Origin of the sequence: Streptomyces sp. S465 (assembly GCF_026898115.1) — a bacterium.
Taxonomy (GTDB): Bacteria; Actinomycetota; Actinomycetes; order Streptomycetales; family Streptomycetaceae; genus Streptomyces; species Streptomyces luomodiensis.
The window spans coordinates 7,608,639-7,627,413 of sequence record NZ_CP114036.1; the positions used below are offsets into that span (position 1 = coordinate 7,608,639).

Consider the following 18,775-nt stretch of genomic DNA (forward strand, 5'->3'; position numbering starts at 1 on the left):
ATCAACACCACCTAGTTCGCAGTCGCCGGCCGGCACCCAGCCGGGGTGCCGGCCGACGGAAGCCCCAAAGACGGCAGATGCACACACTGCAGAGGGGAAGCCATGACAGCGACACCGACCGTTCAACCCTCCGAGTCATCCGAGTCCAAGACCCTGACCGTCGCCCGTGAGGCGACGGCCCGTGCGGTGGAGCACTTGCTGTCCCGCCAGGACGAGCGGGGCTGGTGGAAGGGCGACCTGGAGACCAACGTCACCATGGACGCCGAAGACCTGATGCTCCGGCAGTTCCTCGGTATCCAGGACCCCGACACGCTCGCCGCCGCCGCCCGCTACCTGCGCTCCCAGCAGGCCGCCGACGGCACCTGGGCCACCTTCCACGGAGGCCCCCCCGACCTCTCCACCACCATCGAGGCGTATGTGGCCCTGCGGCTCGCCGGTGACGAGCCCGACGCCCCCCATATGGCCGCCGCCTCCGCCTGGGTGCGCTCCCGGGGCGGCGTCGCGAGCAGCAGGGTCTTCACCCGGATCTGGCTGGCCCTCTTCGGCTGGTGGCGCTGGGAGGACCTGCCCGAGCTGCCACCGGAGATCATCTACTTCCCGAAGTGGTTCCCGCTCAACATCTACGACTTCGGCTGCTGGGCCCGGCAGACCATCGTGCCCCTGACCATCGTCTCGGCCAAACGCCCCGTGCGCCCGGCCCCCTTCCCGCTCGACGAGCTCCACACCGACCCCCGCAAGCCCAATCCGCCGCGCCCCCGGGCTCCCCTCGCCTCCTGGGACGGCGTCTTCCAGCGGCTGGACCGGGCGCTGCACGCCTACCACAAGGTCGCCGTCCGCCCGCTGCGCCGGGCCGCGCTGCGCTCCTGCGCCCGCTGGATCGTGGAGCGGCAGGAGAACGACGGCTGCTGGGGCGGCATCCAGCCACCCGCCGTCTACTCCGTCATCGCCCTCCATCTGCTCGGCTACGACCTCGACCACCCCGTGCTGCGCGCCGGTCTGGAGTCGCTCGACCGGTTCGCGGTGTGGCGCGCGGACGGCAGCCGGATGATCGAAGCCTGCCAGTCCCCGGTCTGGGACACCTGCCTGGCCGCCATCGCGCTCGCCGACGCCGGTCTCGCGCCCGATCACCCGGCGCTGGTCAAGGCCGCCGACTGGATGCTGGCCGAGCAGATCGACCGGCCCGGCGACTGGTCGGTCCGGCGGCCCGCGCTGCCCTCCGGCGGCTGGGCGTTCGAATTCCACAACGACAACTACCCCGACATCGACGACACCGCCGAGGTCGTCCTGGCGCTGCGCCGGATCGACCACCCCGAACCCGAGCGGGTCGAGGCGGCCGTGCGGCGCGCCATGCGCTGGACCCTGGGCATGCAGTCCAAGAACGGGGCGTGGGGCGCGTTCGACGTCGACAACACCAGCCCGCTCCCCAACAAGCTGCCGTTCTGCGACTTCGGGGAGGTCGTCGACCCGCCGTCGGCCGATGTCACCGCGCACGTCGTGGAGATGCTGGCGCACGAGGGCAGGACCTATGACGCCCGCACCCGGCGCGGTATCGCCTGGCTGCTGTCCGAGCAGGAGCCGGGCGGCGCCTGGTTCGGCCGCTGGGGCACCAACTACGTCTACGGCACCGGCTCCGTCGTCCCCGCGCTGATCGCCGCCGGGGTCCCCGCCTCCCATCCGGCGATCCGCCGGGCCGTCCGCTGGCTGGAGAGCGTGCAGAACGAGGACGGCGGCTGGGGCGAGGACCAGCGTTCCTACCTCGACCCCGAGTGGATGGGCCGGGGCGCCTCCACCGCCTCGCAGACGGCGTGGGCGCTGCTCGCGCTGCTGGCGGCGGGGGAGCGGGACGGCACGGCGGTCGAGCGCGGGATCACCTGGCTCGCCGAGACCCAGCGGCCGGACGGGGGCTGGGACGAGCCGTACTTCACCGGCACCGGCTTCCCCTGGGACTTCTCCATCAACTACCACCTGTACCGGCAGGTCTTCCCGGTCACGGCACTCGGCCGGTATGTCCACGGCGAGCCCACCGGGGCGCGGCCGCGGAGCAGCTGATGTCCGCCGACCCGGCCCCGGAGCCCGGCGACGGGCCGTTGCTGATCGCCTGTGCGCTCGGCATCGAGCGGTTCGCCCTGCGCGGCGCCGGACTCGGCGCGGGACTCCGCGCCGGTCCCGGTGCCGGGAGGGCGACCGTGCTGCGCACGGGCATGGGGCCGCAGTCGGCCGAGCGCGCCGTGACCCGGGCGCTGACCGGCGGGGCCGGTGCGTCCGGGGGGCGGCGCACCGCCGTCATCGCCACCGGCTTCTGTGCCGGACTGGCCCCCGGGATGCACCCCGGGGACCTCGTCGTCGCCGACGAGACCCGCGATCCGGCGGGCCGCACCGCGTGCACCGGCATCCGGATCCTCGCCGACGCCCTGTCACATCCGTCCCACGACGCCCCACGCCGGGCCGTCCACATCGGTCCGGTGGTGGGCTCCGACCATGTGGTGCGCGGCACGGAGCGGGCCGCGCTGCACCGCACCGGGGCCATCGCGGTGGACATGGAGTCCGCCGCGACCCTGCGCACCGCGGTTTCCCACGGCGTCCGTCCGGTTGCCGCCGTACGGGTGGTCGTGGACGCTCCCGAACACGAACTCGTCCGTATCGGCACACTGCGCGGTGGAATATCGGCTTTCCGGGTACTACGGACTGTTCTTCCGGCTTTCTTTCATTGGTACCGTTCTTCGCTGCTCCCAGGAGGTGAGCTAGATGGCCATGCCGCTCCGCCAGACCATCCGGGTCGCGACGTATCTCTTTGAACAGAAAATGATCAAGCGGCGGGACAAGTTTCCGCTGATCGTCGAGCTCGAGCCGCTGTTCGCCTGCAACCTCAAATGCGAGGGCTGCGGAAAGATCCAGCATCCGGCGGGGGTGCTCAAACAGCGCATGCCCGTCGCCCAGGCGGTGGGCGCGGTGCTGGAGTCGGGCGCGCCCATGGTGTCCATCGCGGGCGGCGAACCCCTGATGCATCCGCAGATCGACGAGATCACACGGCAGCTGGTGGAGCGGAAGAAGTACGTCTTCCTCTGCACCAACGCGATGCTGCTGCGGAAAAAGATGCATTTGTTCACCCCGTCCCCGTATTTCGCCTTCGCGGTGCATATCGACGGACTGCGGGAGCGGCATGACGCGTCGGTGGCCAAGGAGGGGGTGTTCGACGAGGCGGTGGAGGCGATCAAGGAGGCCAAGCGGCGCGGCTTCCGGGTCACCACCAACTCCACCTTCTTCAATACCGACACCCCGCAGACCGTCATCGACGTACTCGATTTCCTCAACGACGAACTGAAGGTGGACGAGATGATGATCTCGCCCGCCTACGCCTATGAGAAGGCGCCCGACCAGGAGCACTTCCTGGGCGTCACACAGACCCGCGAGCTGTTCCGGAAGGCGTTCGCCGGCGGCAACCGCCGCCGCTGGCGGCTCAACCACAGCCCGCTCTTCCTCGACTTCCTCGAGGGCAAGACGGACTTCCCGTGCACCGCGTGGGGCATCCCCAACTACTCCCTCTTCGGCTGGCAGCGACCCTGCTACCTGATGAGCGACGGCTACGTCCCGACCTACCGCCAGCTGGTGGAGGAGACCGACTGGGACAAGTACGGCCGCGGCAAGGACCCCCGCTGCGACAACTGCATGGCCCACTGCGGCTACGAGCCCACCGCGGTCCTGGCGACCATGGGCTCCCTCAAGGAGTCGCTGCGCGCGGCCCGGGAGACCGCCGCCGGAGGCCATGGGTGAGGTGCCGCGTTCCGCGGCACCGGTCGCATTCGGCCTGCCCGCCGTGCGCGGGCAGGCCGCCGCTTCCGGTGGCCGCGGCCGCGCCGATCCGAGCACGACGAACATCGCGCGGCACACGGCGGACGAGGGGGGTCCCGTCGGACACCCCGGACGTCGCCGTGGGCTCGCGCACCGAGGAGGGGAACCGAGCATGCCGTTGCTGGAGAACATCCGGGGCCCGCACGACCTCAAGGCGCTGACCGGCGAGGAACTGGAGGCGCTCGCCGATGAGATCCGAGAGTTCCTGATCACCGCGGTGGCCAGGACCGGAGGCCATCTGGGACCGAATCTCGGCGTGGTCGAGCTGTCCATAGCCCTGCACCGCGTCTTCGACTCACCCGCCGACCGCATCCTGTGGGACACCGGGCACCAGTCCTACGTCCACAAACTGCTCACCGGACGCCAGGACTTCTCCAAGCTCCGCCACAAGGGCGGGCTGTCCGGCTATCCGTCACGGGCCGAATCCGAGCACGACGTCATCGAGAACAGCCACGCCTCCACCGTGCTGGGCTGGGCCGACGGCCTCGCCAAGGCCAATGAGGTGCGCGGCGCCACCGACCATGTCGTCGCCGTCATCGGGGACGGGGCGCTGACCGGCGGAATGGCCTGGGAGGCGCTCAACAACATCGCCGCCGCCCGGGACCGCCCGCTCATCATCGTCGTCAACGACAACGAACGCTCCTACGCGCCGACCATCGGCGGGCTCGCCAACCACCTCGCCACCCTCCGGACCACCGACGGCTACGAGCGCTTCCTGGCCTGGGGCAAGGAGATGCTGCGGCGCACCCCCGTGGTCGGCGGGCCGCTGTACGGATCGCTGCACGGCGCCAAGAAGGGGTTCAAGGACGCCTTCGCCCCGCAGGGCATGTTCGAGGATCTGGGGCTGAAGTACCTCGGCCCCATCGACGGCCATGACACCGCGGCCGTCGAGTCGGCCCTGCGCCGCGCCAAGCGGTTCCACGGCCCCGTCCTCGTCCACTGCCTCACCGAGAAGGGCCGGGGCTATCCGCCCGCGCTGGAGGACGAGGCGGATCGTTTCCACACCGTCGCCGCGATGGACCCGCTCACCTGCGCGCCGCTGGTCCCCTCCGGCGGCCGGTCGTGGACCTCGGTGTTCGGCGAGGAGATGGTGCGGATCGGCGCCGAGCGACCCGATGTGGTGGCCCTCACCGCCGCGATGCTGCACCCCGTGGGCCTGGCCGGTTTCGCCGAGGCGTATCCGGAGCGGGTGTGGGACGTGGGCATCGCCGAGCAGCACGCGGCGGTCTCCGCGGCCGGGCTCGCCACCGGCGGACTCCACCCGGTCCTCGCCGTCTACGCCACCTTCCTCAACCGCGCCTTCGACCAGCTCCTGATGGACGTGGCCCTGCACCAGTGCGGGGTGACGTTCGTCCTGGACCGGGCGGGTGTCACCGGCACCGACGGGCCGAGCCACAACGGCATGTGGGACATGTCCGTCCTCCAGGTGGTGCCGGGGCTGCGGATCGCCGCCCCGCGCGACGCCGACCAGCTGCGAGCCCAGCTGCGCGAGGCGATCGAGGTGGCCGACGCGCCGACCGTCATCCGCTTCCCCAAGGAGTCGGTGGGGCAGCCGATTCCGGCGATCGGCCGCGTCGGCGGGATGGACGTCCTGCGCGAGGGCGAGGATGTGCTCCTCGTCGCGGCCGGGGTCATGGCCACCGTCGCGCTGCGCGCCGCCGAACTGCTGGCCGAGCGCGGTATCGGCTGCACGGTCGTCGATCCGCGCTGGGTCAAGCCCGTCGACCCCGAGCTGCCCGGACTCGCGGCCCGCCACCGGCTGGTGGCGGTGGTGGAGGACAATGTGCGCACCGGCGGGGTGGGCGCGGCGGTCGCCCAGACGCTGCGGGACGCCGAGGTGGATCTGCCGGTGCGTACGTTCGGCATCCCCGAGGCGTTCCTGGCCCATGCCAAACGCGGGGAGGTGCTCGCCGACATCGGGCTCACCCCCGCCGAGATCGCGGGCCGGATCGGGTCGGCCCTGACCCGTACCGCGGCCCTGACCCGTACCGCCGCCGGGACCGGTACCCTCACCGGGCCCCGTACCGCCGCCGCCAAGGAGAGCCAGGGATGACAGCAGTCGAGCAGCGGCGTTCGGGCTTCGACCTCGGAAAGCTCCTGGCCGAGCGCGCGTCGGAGCGGTACGACCTGCACAGCCGGCACCTCAACCACCAACTGCCCCGGATGCTGCACACCATCGGCTTCGACAAGGTCTACGAACGGGCCGAGGGCGCGTACTTCTGGGACGACCAGGGCCAGGACTACCTCGATATGCTCGCCGGCTTCGGGGTGATGGGCCTGGGCCGCCACCACCCCGTGGTCCGCAAGGCGCTGCACGACGTCCTGGACGCCGACCTGGCCGATCTGACCCGCTTCGACTGCCAGCCGCTGCCCGGTCTGCTCGCCGAGCGGCTGCTGGCCCACGCCCCGCATCTGGACCGGGTCTTCTTCGGCAACAGCGGCACCGAGGCCGTCGAGACGGCCCTGAAGTTCGCCCGCTACGCCACCCGGAAGCCGCGCATCCTGTACTGCGCACACGCCTTCCACGGGCTGACCACCGGTTCGCTGTCGGTCAACGGCGAGGACGGCTTCCGCGACGGATTCGCCCCGCTGCTGCCCGACACCGCGATCGCGATGGGCGATCTGGCGGCGCTGGAGCGGGAGCTGGCGCGCGGGGACGTGGCGGCGTTCGTGGTGGAACCCATCCAGGGCAAGGGGGTGCACGAGAGCCCGCCCGGCTTCCTGCGCGCCGCGCAGGAACTGCTCCACCGCCACAAGGCCCTGCTCATCGCGGACGAGGTGCAGACCGGCCTCGGCCGCACCGGGGACTTCTTCGCCTACAGCCACGAGGACGGCGTCGAACCGGATCTGGTGTGCGTGGCCAAGGCCCTCTCCGGCGGCTATGTGCCGGTCGGCGCGACCCTCGGCAAGGACTGGATCTTCAGACGGGTCTATTCGTCGATGGACCGGGTGCTGGTCCACTCGACCAGCTTCGGCTCCAACGCCCAGGCCATGGCGGCCGGACTCGCCGTCCTCGCCGTCATGGAGGACGAAGAGATCGTGGCGAACGCCCGCCGCACCGGTGAGCTGCTGCGCACGCGCCTGGCCGCGCTCGTGGACCGCTACGAACTGCTGCACGACGTCCGCGGCCGGGGACTGATGATCGGCATCGAGTTCGGCAGGCCCAGCTCGCTGGGGCTGCGCAGCCGGTGGGCGATGCTGCAACGGGCGCGCAAGGGGCTGTTCGCGCAGATGGTCGTCGTCCCGCTGCTCCAGCGCCACCGCATCCTCACCCAGGTCTCCGGCGACCATCTGGAGGTCATTAAGCTGATCCCGCCGCTGATCATCGGCGAGCGGGAAGTGGACCGTTTCGTCGAGGCGTTCACAGCGGTCATGGACGACGCGCACGGGGGCGGCGGCCTGATGTGGGAGTTCGGCCGGACTCTTGTCAAACAGGCGGTGGCCCACCGCTGACCGATGGGGGACCGGCATGATCGACGCGACCACCGTACGGGCCGTCAACGCGATGACGGCGAGGTGGGCGCGGGCCACCGCCACCGACGGCGGCACGGTCTTCACCGCCGCCGGCGTCTGGCCGCTGCTCGCCCTGCTCGCCGGCGGGGCCGACGGCCCGGCCCGCCGGGAGCTGGAGGGCGCGCTGGGCGTCGGCGCGGACGCGGCCGGGGCGCTCGGCGGCGAGGCGCTCGGGGCGATGGCCGCCATGGCCGGAGTCGACGCGGCCACCGGGCTGTGGACCCGTCAGGAGCTGCCGATCCGGCCCGAGTGGGAGGCCACGCTGCCGCCCGGCGTCCGCTCCACCCTGACCGGGGACAGTGAGCGCGACCGCAAGGCGCTGGACGCCTGGGCGTCCCAGCGCACCCGGAGCGCGATCCCCGAGCTGCCGGTGGCGCTCGACTCCGGCACCCAGCTGGTGCTGGCCGGCGCGCTCACGGTGCGGACGGCCTGGCGGGAGCCGTTCCGGCCGGCGTGGCTGAAGCCGGAGAGCGGCCCGTGGCAGGGCCGTTCGCTGGCCGGGCTCTCCCGCACCATGGAGGACCTGGACGGGGTACTGCGGGTCGTCCCCGGCACCCCGGCCGGTCCGCTCACCCTGTCCGGGATCGCGGGCGACAACGGACTGGACGTCCATCTGGTCCTGGGCGCCGAGGGCGTGCCGGGCGGCGCGGTGCTGGAGGCCGGGACCGGCGCGCTGGCCGGGCAGTACGCGGGCTGGCCCGGCTCGGCGCTGCCGCTGGGCGCGGCGGGCCCCGGCGTCCAGGTCATGGACGTCCCGAGCTGGGACCCCACCCCTCGGGTCACGCTCACCACCCCGCAGTTCACCGTACGGGCCCGGCACGATCTGCTGCGCCACGACGAGCTGTTCGGGCTGCGCACCGCCCAGGACGACTCCCGCGGCCACTTCCCCGGGATCAGCCCCGTGCCGCTGGCGCTGTCCGCCGGAGAGCAGTCCATGACCGCCTCGTTCAGCGCCGAGGGCTTCTGGGCGGCGGCGGTGACCGCGTTCTCCATGGGGGTCGGTTCGGCGCCGCCGCAGCGGACGGCGCGGGTGATCGTGGTGCGGTACGACCGGCCGTTCGGCTTCCTGGCCGTGCACCGGGCCACCGGCCTGGTGCTGACGGCGGGCTGGGTCACCGAGCCGGAGGCCGGGTCCGAGACCATGTGGTGAGCCGTCCGCCCGCCCCCGGTCCGGGAGAGCGGGTCAGCCGGTGAGCAGCCGCTCCCGGAGCCGCTCGCGCCGCTCGGGGGTGAGCCCGAGCCCCTCGGAGAGATAGCGCTCGGTGCCGCCCCAGGTCTCCTCGATGGTCGCGAAGGCCGCCGCCAGATATTCGGCGCGTGCGTCGAAGAGCGGCAGCAACAGCGCCATGACCTCGGGGGACATGGGGTCGGAGCCGTCCTTCGGATCACCCTTGCGCCAGATCTTGTACCGCCGGTGGGCGGCGGCCGACGCGAGGTAGTCGGCCTCGATGGCCTCCCGGTCGACGCCGAGGGCCAGCAGGGTCACCGCGATGGACAGCCCCGCCCGGTCCTTGCCGGCCGAACAGTGCATCAGCGCCGGTGAGCTGTCCTCGGCCAGGTCACCGAGGACGCGGCCGTGCTCGACGATCCGGGTGGTGATGATGGCGCGGTAGGAGGCGGTCATGCGCTTCTCGGCCCGCCCCTCGGCGAGCAGCTTGCGCAGGGTGTCCAGATCGCCCTCGCGCACCATCGTCCAGAACCCGGCGCCGTCGGCCGGGTCGGACAGCGGCAGATTGACGTTCCGGACCCCGCTGAGCGTGACGTCCGGGCCCTCCAGCTTGATGTCGGCGGCGTTGCGGAAGTCGAAGACGGTGTGCAGCCCGAGCGAGTCGAGGAAGGCCGTGTCGGCCTCGGTGGCATGGGCGAGATGGCCGCTGCGGAACAGCACACCGGGGCGTACCCGGCGGCCGTCGGCAGCCGGCAGCCCACCGAGATCACGGAAGTTGCGCACCCCCACCAGCTGGGGTTCGGCCTGGGGGACCTGCGGCGACTGCGACTGCTGCGTCACGGGCTCTCCTTCACCATCGGCCGCCGACGCGGCTCGTCGACAAGGCGGCTGGAGCCGACCCTACGACATGGGTGCAACAGGCAACCGGTCCCGCGGAAGGCGCGGGGGCGTATTGCCGCGCCGCCCGCACTCCCCGATCCTTCCTGTGGAGACGTGCAGCGAGCTGTGGAGACCCGAAGAGACCTGCGCAGACTGTGCGGACCTGTGCGGACCTGTGGCGATGGGTGGGGAACGCGATGATCGAAACCGGTGGCGGCGGTCGGCTCTGGGTGCTCTCGGGGCGGCACAGCGGCTACGCCCTGCACCTCACCGACCGTGATGAGCTGATCCATCTCCACTGGGGCCCGAGGGTCGCGGTCGCGGACGCCGAGGCCCTGGCCGCCGAGCCGGAGCCGCCGGAACGGGGGTTCGAATCCCCGCTGGACGGACGCGAGGAGTACCCCGTGGAGGGCGGTCCGCGCTTCGCGCGCCCCGCCCTGTCCGTACAGGCCCAGGGCGTACGCGGCACCGAGTGGAGCTTCGCGAGCGCCACCGTCCTCGACCCCGGCACCGGCCAGGAGCTGCGGCTGCGCTTCCACGACGCGCTGCACCACCTGGACATCACCCTCCACTACCGGATGCGGGACGACGGCGATGTCCTCGAACGCTGGGTCACCCTCACCCACACCGGCGCGGCCGGCCAGGAGCCGGTGGAGCTGCTGCGCGCCGACTCCGCCGCCTGGTCGCTCCCGGCGCGCGACCGCTGGCGGCTGTCCCATCTGCACGGCCGCTGGGCCGCCGAGAGCCGGCTCACCCGCACCGAGCTCACCCCCGGCGAGACGGTGATCGGCAGCCGCCGGGGCCACACCAGCCATCAGCATCTGCCCTGGATCGCCCTGGACGACGGCGAGGCCACCGAGGAGAGCGGCGAGGTACACAGCTGCGCGCTCGCCTGGTCCGGGGCCTGGCGGATCGCCGTCCAGCGGCTGCCCGACGGCGCCGTCCAGGCGGTCGGCGGGGTCGGCCACGACGACGCGGGCCAGCTGCTCCTCGCGCCCGGCGAATCCTTCACCGGCCCCGTCTTCGCGGGGCTGTGGACCGACGGCGGCTTCGGGGCCGCCAGCCGCGCCTGGCACGCCTGGCAGCTCGCACATGTGGTCCCCGACGCCGACCGGCCCCGGCCGGTCCTCTACAACTCCTGGGAGGCCACCGAGTTCGAGGTGAGCGAGGAGCAGCAGCGCTCGCTCGCCCGGCTGGCCGCCGACCTGGGCGTCGAGCTGTTCGTCGTGGACGACGGCTGGTTCGGGGCGCGCACCAGCGAGCGGGCCGGGCTCGGCGACTGGACGCCCAACCCGGACCGCTTTCCGCACGGGCTGAAACCGCTGGCCGACGAGGTGCACGCGCTGGGCATGCGGTTCGGCATCTGGGTCGAGCCGGAGATGGTCAACCCCGACAGCGACCTCTACCGCGCCCACCCCGACTGGGTGCAGCACCACCCCGGCCGGACCCGCACCGAATTCCGCCACCAGCTCGTGCTCAACCTGGCCCGCCCCGATGTGCGCGGATATCTGTGGGAGCGGCTGGACGCCCTGCTCGGCGGCGCCCCCATCGACTATGTGAAATGGGACTTCAACCGCTCCTTCGCGGACGCCGGCTGGCCCGGTGAGCGCTATCCGCGGCGGCTGTGGGTCGACCATGTGCGGGGGCTGTACGAGCTGCTGGCACGGCTGCGCGCGGCCCACCCCGGCGTCGCCTTCGAGTCCTGCTCGGGCGGCGGCGGCCGGATCGACCTGGGCGTCCTGGGCCTCACCGACCAGGTGTGGACCTCGGACAACACCGATCCGCTGGACCGGCTGGCCATCCAGCACGGCTTCAGCCAGCTCCACCCGGCCCGGGTGATGGCCGCCTGGGTCACCGACAGCCCCAACGCCATGGGCAACGCACGGGTCAGCTCGCTGCGTTTCCGCTTCGTCAGCGCGATGGCCGGAGTGCTGGGCGTCGGCGGCGACCTGACCCGCTGGAGCGCGGCGGAGCTGGCCGAGGCCCGCGACTGGGTGGCGCTCTACAAGCGGGTGCGCCCGGTCGTCCAGCACGGTGAGCTGTACCGGCTGCGGCCGCCGGACGGCGACGGGCTCAGCGCGGTGCAGTACGTACGCGGCGCGGAGACCGTGGTGCTGGCCTGGCTCCAGGCGCAGCACTACGGCCAGCCGCAGCCCCCGCTGCGGCTGCGCGGGCTCGACCCGGCGGCCACCTACCGGGATCTGGCGACCGGGCAGGTGCACCGGGGAGCGGTGCTCTGCCACCGGGGGCTGCGCACCGGGCTCAGCGGCGATCTGGACGCCGCCGTATTCCACCTTCGCCGAAACTGACCGGGTGGGAAACATCACCCCACGTCAAGCCCTGGTTACGGTGGCGTAAGTCACGCCCTCGGGTGAATGATGTCCCGACGTGGCAGACGATAAGGAGAGATTCAGCAACGGTTCCATCGGGTCGTACGCAGCCGTCGGCGACAGCTTCACCGAGGGCGTCGGCGACCCCGGTCCCGATGGGGTGTTCGTCGGCTGGGCCGACCGGCTCGCGGTCCTGCTGTCCGACCAACGACCTCAACACGATTTCCGCTACGCCAATCTGGCCGTACGCGGTCGACTCCTTGACCAGATCGTGGCGGAGCAGGTGCCGCGCGCGATCGAGCTCGGCCCGGATCTGGTCACCTTCTGTGCGGGGGGCAATGACATCCTGCGGCCCGGCAGCGACCCCGACGATGTCGCCGAGCGCTATGAGGCGGCCGTCGCCGGCCTCAAGGCCCACGTCGGCACGGTGCTGCTGTGCACGGGCTTCGACACCAGAGGGGTGCCGGTACTACGCCATCTGCGGGGCAAGATCGCCACGTATACGGCGCACGTCCGGGCGATAGCCGACCGCCACGGCTGCCCGGTGCTCGACCTGTGGTCGCTGCGCTCGGTGCAGGACCGCCGGGCCTGGGACGCCGACCGGCTGCATCTGTCGCCGGACGGTCACACCCGGGTCGCGCTGAGGGCCGGTCAGGTGCTCGGGCTCGACGTCCCCGCCGACCCCGATCAGCCCTGGCCGCCGGAGGGCCAGCGCAGCGCCGCCGAGGTGCGCCGGGACAACATCCACTGGGCGCGCGAATATCTGGTGCCGTGGATCGGCCGGCGGCTGCGCGGAGAGTCGTCGGGCGACCATGTGGAGCCCAAGCGGCCGGATCTGCTGCCGCTGCGGCCGTGACCGTCCGGTGACCCGAAGCGGTCCCGGAGGAATAGGGGCAGACCCCCGTTGGCGCCCCGAGGCGTCCGCCCCGTGCGCTGTCGCTGCCCCTATTCCCTCGGCACCGCTCGTTTTCGAACCCGTCGTCCCCCCGCGCCGTGCCTCAGGCCGCCAGATAGGCCCAGACGGCGCGGCCCGCGTTCCCCTGGTTCGGCCTGACCCCCCATGCCTCCGAGAGGGCCTCCACCAGCATCAGCCCCCGGCCGCCCTCTTGGTCCGCGCTCACCGACCGGGCCTCCGGCACCGTGCGGGCGCAGCCCTGGTCGGCCACCTCGAGCCGCAGCCGGGTCCCTATGAGCTGGAGTGAACAGCGAACCTCCTCGCTGGAGGTGTGGCGCACCGCGTTGGTGAACAGCTCGGAGACGATCAGCTCGGCACTGTCCCGGGTGTCCTCGTCGATGCCCCATGAGCGCAGCCGCCAGACGACATGCCTTCTCGCCTCGGCCACGGACGTGCTCAGCGCCGGGAGACGGAACACGTCGTGGCGGGGCGGAGCGACCACGGTGCCGCCGCGCCCTAACCGGAGAGCCTCATAGGAAGGAGCCACGCCGACACTATGCTCTGTCACGATCGCGTCTGGCAAGGTTCAATCTGTAAATTACAGAATCGGAAGCGCAGGCTGTTCGGATTGCTGAGCCCATGCCAGACTGCTGTGTCGTGAAGGTACTTGGAGGGGGACGATAGTGGCGGATGCGCGGGCGGGCGGAGCCCCGACCGTCCTGCGAGTCGTGCTCGGCAAGCGACTCCAGGACCTTCGGGAGAAGGCCGGGCTGTCGTTCGAACAAGCCGGGCGCGCCCTGGACGTCACCCATGCCACGATCCGCCGGATGGAGAAGGCCGAGGTCGGCCTGAAGCTTCCGTATGTCGAGAAGCTGCTGCGGACGTACGGCGTCACCGATCCCGAGGAGGTCGAGGGGTTCCTCGCGCTCGCGCGCGAGGCCAACAAGGCCGGCTGGTGGCACCGGTTCCGCGACGTCCTGCCGGAGTGGTTCAACACCTTCGTCAGCCTGGAGGTGGAGGCCAATCTGATCCGGGCCTACGAGCCGCACTACATCCCCGGGCTGCTCCAGACCGAGGACTACGCCCGCGCCGTGCTCCGCGCGGGCATGCCCCACGCACCCGAGACGGAGATCGAGCGCAACGTCGCACTCCGGATGGAACGCCAGGCCCTGCTCACCCGGGACAATCCGCCGATGCTGTGGGTCGTCATGGACGAGACGGTGGTGCGCCGCCCCATCGGCGGCACCGAGACCATGCGTGCCCAGATCTCACGCCTGATCGAGGAGGCGGAGGCGCCTCATATCCGGCTGCAGATCATGCCGTTCGACGCCGGCCCGCACCCGGCGATGTACGGTCCCTTCCATATCTTCCGGTTCCCGATCCCGGAGCTGCCCGATATCGCGTATACGGAGACGCTCGTCAGCGGCTCCTACTTCGACCAGCGCGATGATGTATCGGCGTTCCTGGAGGCCCTGGACCGGATGTGCGCGCAGGCCGCGCCTGCACAGACGACTCAGGCGATTCTGAGTCGCATTCGCAAGGAGATCTGAACGATGGATCGCATATGCGGGAACCGCGTCTACAGCGGCATGCCGGCCAGGGAACTCGGCAGCGAGGGCTGGCACAAGCCATGGAGCGGTGGCAATGGGGGAAGCTGCGTCGAGGCGATGAGACTGAAGGACGGCCGGGTGGCGCTGCGCCAGTCGACCGATCCGGACGGACCGGCCCTGATCTACACCCATCTGGAGATGAAACGCTTCATCCAGGGGGCGAAGGCCGGGGAAGCGGACTTTCTGTTCCTATGACGTCCGGTGTGACGTCCCGCGTGACGTCCGGTTCTGTGACGCTCATCGTGACCAGGGGGATCGAGGGGGAAGCAGTGTGACCGACAGGATGACCGACCGACCACGAACCGACCGGCGGGGGCGGCGCCGGGATGCGTTCCAGCACACCGCCCGCGAACACGTCGTACAGCGGAAGCGACTCCAGGTGCACATAGCCGATATGGCAGTCGCAGACGGCCAGCGGACACCGGCGGGGCCGTAGCGCCGCGCGGTACGACCCGTCGTAGAGATTGCCCAGTTCAGCGGGGACGAAATGGCAGCGGCGCACCGTGCCGTCGCCGTCCACCGAGATCACCGAGGCGCCGGTCCGGCATGGCAGACCGGCGCTTCGGTGCGGATGGCGGCTGTAGCCGAAGAGCGGGTCCAGCGCGGTCCACTCGGCCGCCTCGGCGTCCGTGTAGGTGTGGCCCTCCGCCGCGTTCACCCACAGGTACACCTGGTCGGGCAGGTCGGCGCGCAGCCGGCGGGCCCGGTCGAGGTGGGCGGGCAGCCCCACGATGCCGACGCTGTGGCGCACCCCGCGCGCGGCCAGCTCCCGGCACTTGGCCAGGAACCGGTCGTACGGCGTCTGGTCCGGGTGGTAGGTGCACCACAGGGCGAGGGTGGCGGGGTCGGCCTCGGCCGTCCAGCCGGTCCGGCAGCTCAGATTGGTCTGGATGGCGACGCGTCGCACATGGGGCAGATGGCTGAGCTCGATGAGCGCACGGCGGTACCAGGAGCGCACCAGCCCCTCGCCCCACGGGGTGAACAGCACCGACAGCCGGTCGCCGGTCTGCGCCGCCGCCCAGGCCGTGAACCGCTCCAGCGCGGCGCGGTCGGCGCGCAGCCGCTCCGGGCTGTCCCGGCGCTTGGCGAACGGGCAGTACGGGCAGTCGTAGTCGCACGAGGCGAGCGGGCCCCGGTACAGAAGGGTCAAGTCCATGCCTGTCTCCCTCACTTCAGCTCGTACGCGGCCATGGCGGCGCGCACGGCGGGCGAGAACAGCTCGGGGCCGAGCGCGTCGGAGTGCGCGAGACCCTCGGGGGACAGCCGCAGCCGTTCGGGAGCCGCGTCCGTATCCAGCCAGCCGCGCGCCGAGAACCGGTCCAGCTCGGCGGCGAAGTCCACGGCCGGATCGGTGCCGAACCGGGCCCGGTATCCCGCCTGCTCCATCCCCTCGGCCTGGAGGACGGACTGCAGCAGATGGCGCCGGCGGGCCTCGTCGCCGGTCATCCACCGCCCGTGCTCGGCGCGGGCGAAGTCGGCGGCGGGCCGGGAGACGTAGTCGTCGATGATGCCGCGGATCTCCCGCATGTCCACCGCGTAGTCGAAGGAGTAGTGCAGTTCGGAGGTGTAGGAGCGGGCGCCGCAGCCCAGGCCCACCATGCCGTCCGTCTGGCAGGCGTGGTCTTCGGCCCCGGTCGCGGGCGCGTCGGCGCGGCGGAACATCCGCATCGAGACCTGCTCATAGCCGTGGGCGAGCAGATGGTCACGGCCCGAGCGGTACAGCCGCAGCCGCCGCTCGTCCCACTCCGCGTCCGCCGCTGCCTCCGCCACTGCCTCCGCCTCTGGCTCCCTGGCCTCCTTACGGCCGAGCCCGGTCAGCGGGCGGACATAGAGGGGGTAGAGATACAGCTCCTCGGGACGCCAGGCCAGGGCGGCGTCCAGGGATCGGCGCCAACTGTCCTCGGTCTGCCCGTCGATGCCGTAGATCAGGTCGATGTTGAGCACCGGGATGCCCGCCTCCCGGACCCTGGCCAGCGCCGCCTCCACATCGGCCCGGCGCTGCGGGCGCACCGCCGAGCGCGCCTCCGCGTCGACGAAGCTCTGCACGCCCAGGCTCAGCCGGGTGGTGCCGCGCCCGGCCAGCACCGCGAGCCGGTCGGCCGTGGCGGTGGCCGGGGACGCCTCGACCGAGAGCGGCACGGCCGCCAGATCCGCGCCCATGCCCTTCTCGGCGATGTCGCACAGCCGCTCCAGCTCGGCCGCCTCCAGGAACGTGGGGGTGCCGCCGCCGAACGCCGCGGTGGCGAACCGGGCCCGCTCGCCGAGCGCCTCGCGCACCGCCCCCGCCTGCCGCTCCAGCGCGTCCAGATAGGCGGTCACCAGCCCCTCGGGCGCCCCGATCCGGGTGAAGAGATTGCAGAAGCCGCAGCGCACCTCGCAGAAGGGGATGTGCAGATACAGCGACAGCGCGTCCTTCGGCTCGGCCGCCCACAGCTCGCGCAGCGCGGGACGGTCCGCGAGTGGCCGGTAGGCGGTCTTGTGCGGATAGGCGTAGACGTACGACTGGTAGGGGCGGACGGTGGAACCGAGCGTGCTGATGTTCATCGGGCCTCGAGGAAGAAGTGGGTGTACGGCACGGTCCAGACGACCTCGTGGCCGAGCCGGTGGCCGGTGTAGCCGTCGTCGCCGTACGCGGTGCCGTGGTCGGAGCAGACGATCGCGAAGGTGGGGGCGCGGTCGCGCATGGCGGTGAAGAGCCGGTCGACATGGCGGTCCACGTACTCCAGGGCGGCGGCGTGGGTGGCGCGCGAATCGCCCGCCTCGCGGGTGGCGCCGGGCAGATGGAACCAGTTGGGCTGGTGCAGTGCCGAGACGTTGACGAAGAGGAACAGCCGCCGGTCCGGGGCAAGACCGGCGATCACCTTCTCGGCGCGGTCGATCTGGGCCTCGAAGGAGGTGGGCGACGGGACGCCGAACTCCGGCTCCCAATGGCTCTCCTGGAAGTAGCCGGGCAGCACCGAGCCCAGCGGACCCCGCTTGTTGAAGAAGCCGACCCCGCCGATGCACACCGTGCGGTACCCGGCCGCCGCGAGCCCCGACACCAGATCGGGGGTCTCGAAGACATAGGTGCCCGCCGCGGTGGTCTCACTGCCCGCGAAGCGGGCCGCGAACAGCCGGCGGTGCGGTCCGGGGGCGGCCGGGGTCGGCAGGAAGCCCGCGAACATCGCCTGGTGGGAGGCGTAGGTGAAGCTGCCGGGGGCATGCCGCTCGTCCCAGACCCCACCGGGCAGACGGCTCGCCAGCCGGGGCGTCCGGCCGGCGGCCGCCAGCTCGGCCGCCACGTCGTAGCGGAGCGTGTCGAGGGTGATCAGCAGCAGGTCGTGGCTGCCCACGACCTCGTTCATATCGGGCTCAGCCAGCGGCATCGCGGTGGTGCCCCTTCCGCTCGCCGTGGTCGGTGCGCGTCTGCCCCGGCGCGTGGCCGTGGCGCACGGCGGCGACCTGCGCCGCGTAGGTGTCCAGTCCCTCGGCGCCGCTTCCGGCCAGACCGGTCAGCCGGGGCAGCAGATCGCCGAAGGCGTTGACCTCGCCGACGGCGAACCGCCGCCACCTCAGCCCCGGCAGCAGATCCACCCCCACGCACAGGGTGTCCGGGAACTGCTCGGCCGCCCGCTCCGCGATGCCCAGCACCTCGCCCCAGGACACCCCTGCCTCCTCCGCCGCCGCGCGGGCGGCGGCCAGATCGCCGCGCACACCGCCGAGATGGAGATTGGTCATGGGGGAGCGGCTGGTGCGCACCACGGCGTGGGTCGCCCGGCCGGCCACCACCACGACCCGCAGATCGGCGACGCGCTTGCCCTGGGACGCCTTGGGCAGCCAGCGCTCGATGTGCAGTCCGTCCGGCGCCAGCCGGTCGACGATCGAGGCGACCTCCGCCTCGGTGTCGTACCGCCGCACCCGCAGCGAGTTGAACAGCCGGCCGTCCTCCGTGCGCTCCACGGAGGTGGTGGCCCGCACCCGGCCGGGACCCGCCGTCTCCACCGCGAGCACCCCCGACGCGGACGAGCCGTGGGCGAGCTTGACGAAGGCGCGCCGCATCCCCGAGGTGCCGAGCGCGGCGCGGACGTCCTCCCAGCCGCGCACCGGCGGCGCCTGCGGACCGGAGGTCGGCGAGGGCGGGACCGGCACCCCGGCGCGCTCCAGCACCCCGTGGCACAGCCGCTTGTCGAACAGGACGGCCAGCTCGCCGGGGTCGTCCAGCAGGGTGGCACCGGCCGTGCGCGCCGCCGCCGCGATGCCCCGGACGGCCTCGGTGAACCGTGCGTACCAGCGGGCGGTGCCCTCCACCCGGGTGAGGTCGAAGGCGCCGCGCAGCAGCCACTCCACCTCCTCGTCCTCGCCCGGCGAGTCGATCCGTACGGTCTCGCCCGGCTCGAACGCGGCACCGCCGGTCAGCACATCGTGCCAGGCCAGCACCCGGGGCGCGGGCAGCCCGGCGGCGAGTGCGGCGTCGGTGAACATCTCCACCCGGCGGTTGCCGGGGTTGCCGACCACGGCGAAGCGCGTCTCATGCGGAGACGGCGGCATAGCG

Annotated in this window: 16 protein-coding genes; 10 read left to right on the forward strand and 6 right to left on the reverse strand. The window is 72.1% G+C overall.

The window, feature by feature from the left end:
• Positions 1–102: 102 nt before the first annotated feature.
• From shc to N6H00_RS32240, 6 genes are all read left to right on the forward strand, one after another.
• A complete protein-coding gene (gene shc / locus N6H00_RS32215) occupies positions 103–2,049 on the forward strand; it encodes a squalene--hopene cyclase (protein WP_268975348.1) in 1,947 nt (648 codons plus the stop codon).
• Positions 2,049–2,795, forward strand: coding sequence for a phosphorylase family protein (locus N6H00_RS32220; RefSeq protein WP_268975349.1), 747 nt, complete (start codon positions 2,049–2,051; stop codon positions 2,793–2,795). The genes shc and N6H00_RS32220 overlap by 1 nt, the downstream gene beginning before the upstream one ends.
• On the forward strand, positions 2,746–3,771 hold the full coding sequence (gene hpnH / locus N6H00_RS32225) for an adenosyl-hopene transferase HpnH (protein WP_268975350.1): 1,026 nt from the start codon (positions 2,746–2,748) through the stop codon (positions 3,769–3,771). Before N6H00_RS32220 ends, hpnH begins: the two co-directional genes overlap by 50 nt.
• A 190-nt stretch (positions 3,772–3,961) precedes the next feature.
• Complete coding sequence (dxs, locus tag N6H00_RS32230) at positions 3,962–5,902, forward strand: 1-deoxy-D-xylulose-5-phosphate synthase (RefSeq protein ID WP_268975351.1); 1,941 nt, start codon at positions 3,962–3,964, stop codon at positions 5,900–5,902.
• A complete protein-coding gene (locus tag N6H00_RS32235) occupies positions 5,899–7,302 on the forward strand; it encodes an aspartate aminotransferase family protein (protein WP_268975352.1) in 1,404 nt (467 codons plus the stop codon). The genes dxs and N6H00_RS32235 overlap by 4 nt, the downstream gene beginning before the upstream one ends.
• Before the next feature lie 16 nt (positions 7,303–7,318).
• Positions 7,319–8,512, forward strand: a complete 1,194-nt coding sequence (locus N6H00_RS32240; protein ID WP_268975353.1) for a serpin family protein — start codon at positions 7,319–7,321, stop codon at positions 8,510–8,512.
• Positions 8,513–8,545: 33 nt separating this feature from the next.
• Here N6H00_RS32240 and N6H00_RS32245 read toward each other — a convergent pair whose 3' ends face one another.
• Entirely contained in the window at positions 8,546–9,370 is an 825-nt protein-coding gene (locus N6H00_RS32245) for a tyrosine-protein phosphatase (protein WP_268975354.1), read from the reverse strand.
• A 236-nt stretch (positions 9,371–9,606) separates the two neighbouring features.
• On the opposite strand from N6H00_RS32245, the gene N6H00_RS32250 reads away from it, so the two are divergent.
• Together N6H00_RS32250 and N6H00_RS32255 are read left to right on the forward strand one after the other, a co-directional pair.
• The gene (locus N6H00_RS32250; protein ID WP_268975355.1) at positions 9,607–11,718 is read left to right on the forward strand and encodes an alpha-galactosidase; all 2,112 of its coding nucleotides are present in this window, start codon (positions 9,607–9,609) and stop codon (positions 11,716–11,718) included.
• A gap of 79 nt (positions 11,719–11,797) precedes the next feature.
• Positions 11,798–12,595, forward strand: coding sequence for an SGNH/GDSL hydrolase family protein (locus N6H00_RS32255; protein ID WP_268975356.1), 798 nt, complete (start codon positions 11,798–11,800; stop codon positions 12,593–12,595).
• Positions 12,596–12,737: 142 nt separating this feature from the next.
• On the opposite strand, the gene N6H00_RS32260 is transcribed toward N6H00_RS32255, so the two are convergent.
• The gene (locus N6H00_RS32260) at positions 12,738–13,181 is read right to left on the reverse strand and encodes an ATP-binding protein (RefSeq protein ID WP_268975357.1); all 444 of its coding nucleotides are present in this window, start codon (positions 13,179–13,181) and stop codon (positions 12,738–12,740) included.
• A 136-nt stretch (positions 13,182–13,317) separates the two neighbouring features.
• On the opposite strand from N6H00_RS32260, the gene N6H00_RS32265 reads away from it, so the two are divergent.
• A complete protein-coding gene (locus N6H00_RS32265; RefSeq protein ID WP_268975358.1) occupies positions 13,318–14,184 on the forward strand; it encodes a helix-turn-helix domain-containing protein in 867 nt (288 codons plus the stop codon).
• Positions 14,185–14,187: 3 nt separating this feature from the next.
• Positions 14,188–14,439: a DUF397 domain-containing protein gene (locus tag N6H00_RS32270; RefSeq protein WP_268975359.1), complete on the forward strand. Its 252-nt coding sequence runs from the start codon at positions 14,188–14,190 to the stop codon at positions 14,437–14,439.
• On the opposite strand, the gene N6H00_RS32275 is transcribed toward N6H00_RS32270, so the two are convergent.
• From N6H00_RS32275 to N6H00_RS32290, 4 genes are read right to left on the reverse strand one after another with little or no spacing between them, the layout of a single operon-like run.
• Positions 14,393–15,400, reverse strand: a complete 1,008-nt coding sequence (locus tag N6H00_RS32275; protein ID WP_268975360.1) for an STM4011 family radical SAM protein — start codon at positions 15,398–15,400, stop codon at positions 14,393–14,395. The genes N6H00_RS32270 and N6H00_RS32275 overlap by 47 nt on opposite strands.
• An 11-nt stretch (positions 15,401–15,411) precedes the next feature.
• The gene (locus tag N6H00_RS32280; protein ID WP_268975361.1) at positions 15,412–16,788 is read right to left on the reverse strand and encodes an STM4012 family radical SAM protein; all 1,377 of its coding nucleotides are present in this window, start codon (positions 16,786–16,788) and stop codon (positions 15,412–15,414) included.
• Positions 16,785–17,588 carry an STM4013/SEN3800 family hydrolase gene (locus N6H00_RS32285; protein WP_268977201.1) on the reverse strand — a complete coding sequence of 268 codons (804 nt, stop codon included), beginning with the start codon at positions 17,586–17,588 and terminating at the stop codon, positions 16,785–16,787. Before N6H00_RS32285 ends, N6H00_RS32280 begins: the two co-directional genes overlap by 4 nt.
• Positions 17,589–17,595: 7 nt before the next feature.
• The gene (locus N6H00_RS32290; RefSeq protein ID WP_268975362.1) at positions 17,596–18,771 is read right to left on the reverse strand and encodes an STM4014 family protein; all 1,176 of its coding nucleotides are present in this window, start codon (positions 18,769–18,771) and stop codon (positions 17,596–17,598) included.
• Positions 18,772–18,775 lie beyond the last annotated feature (4 nt).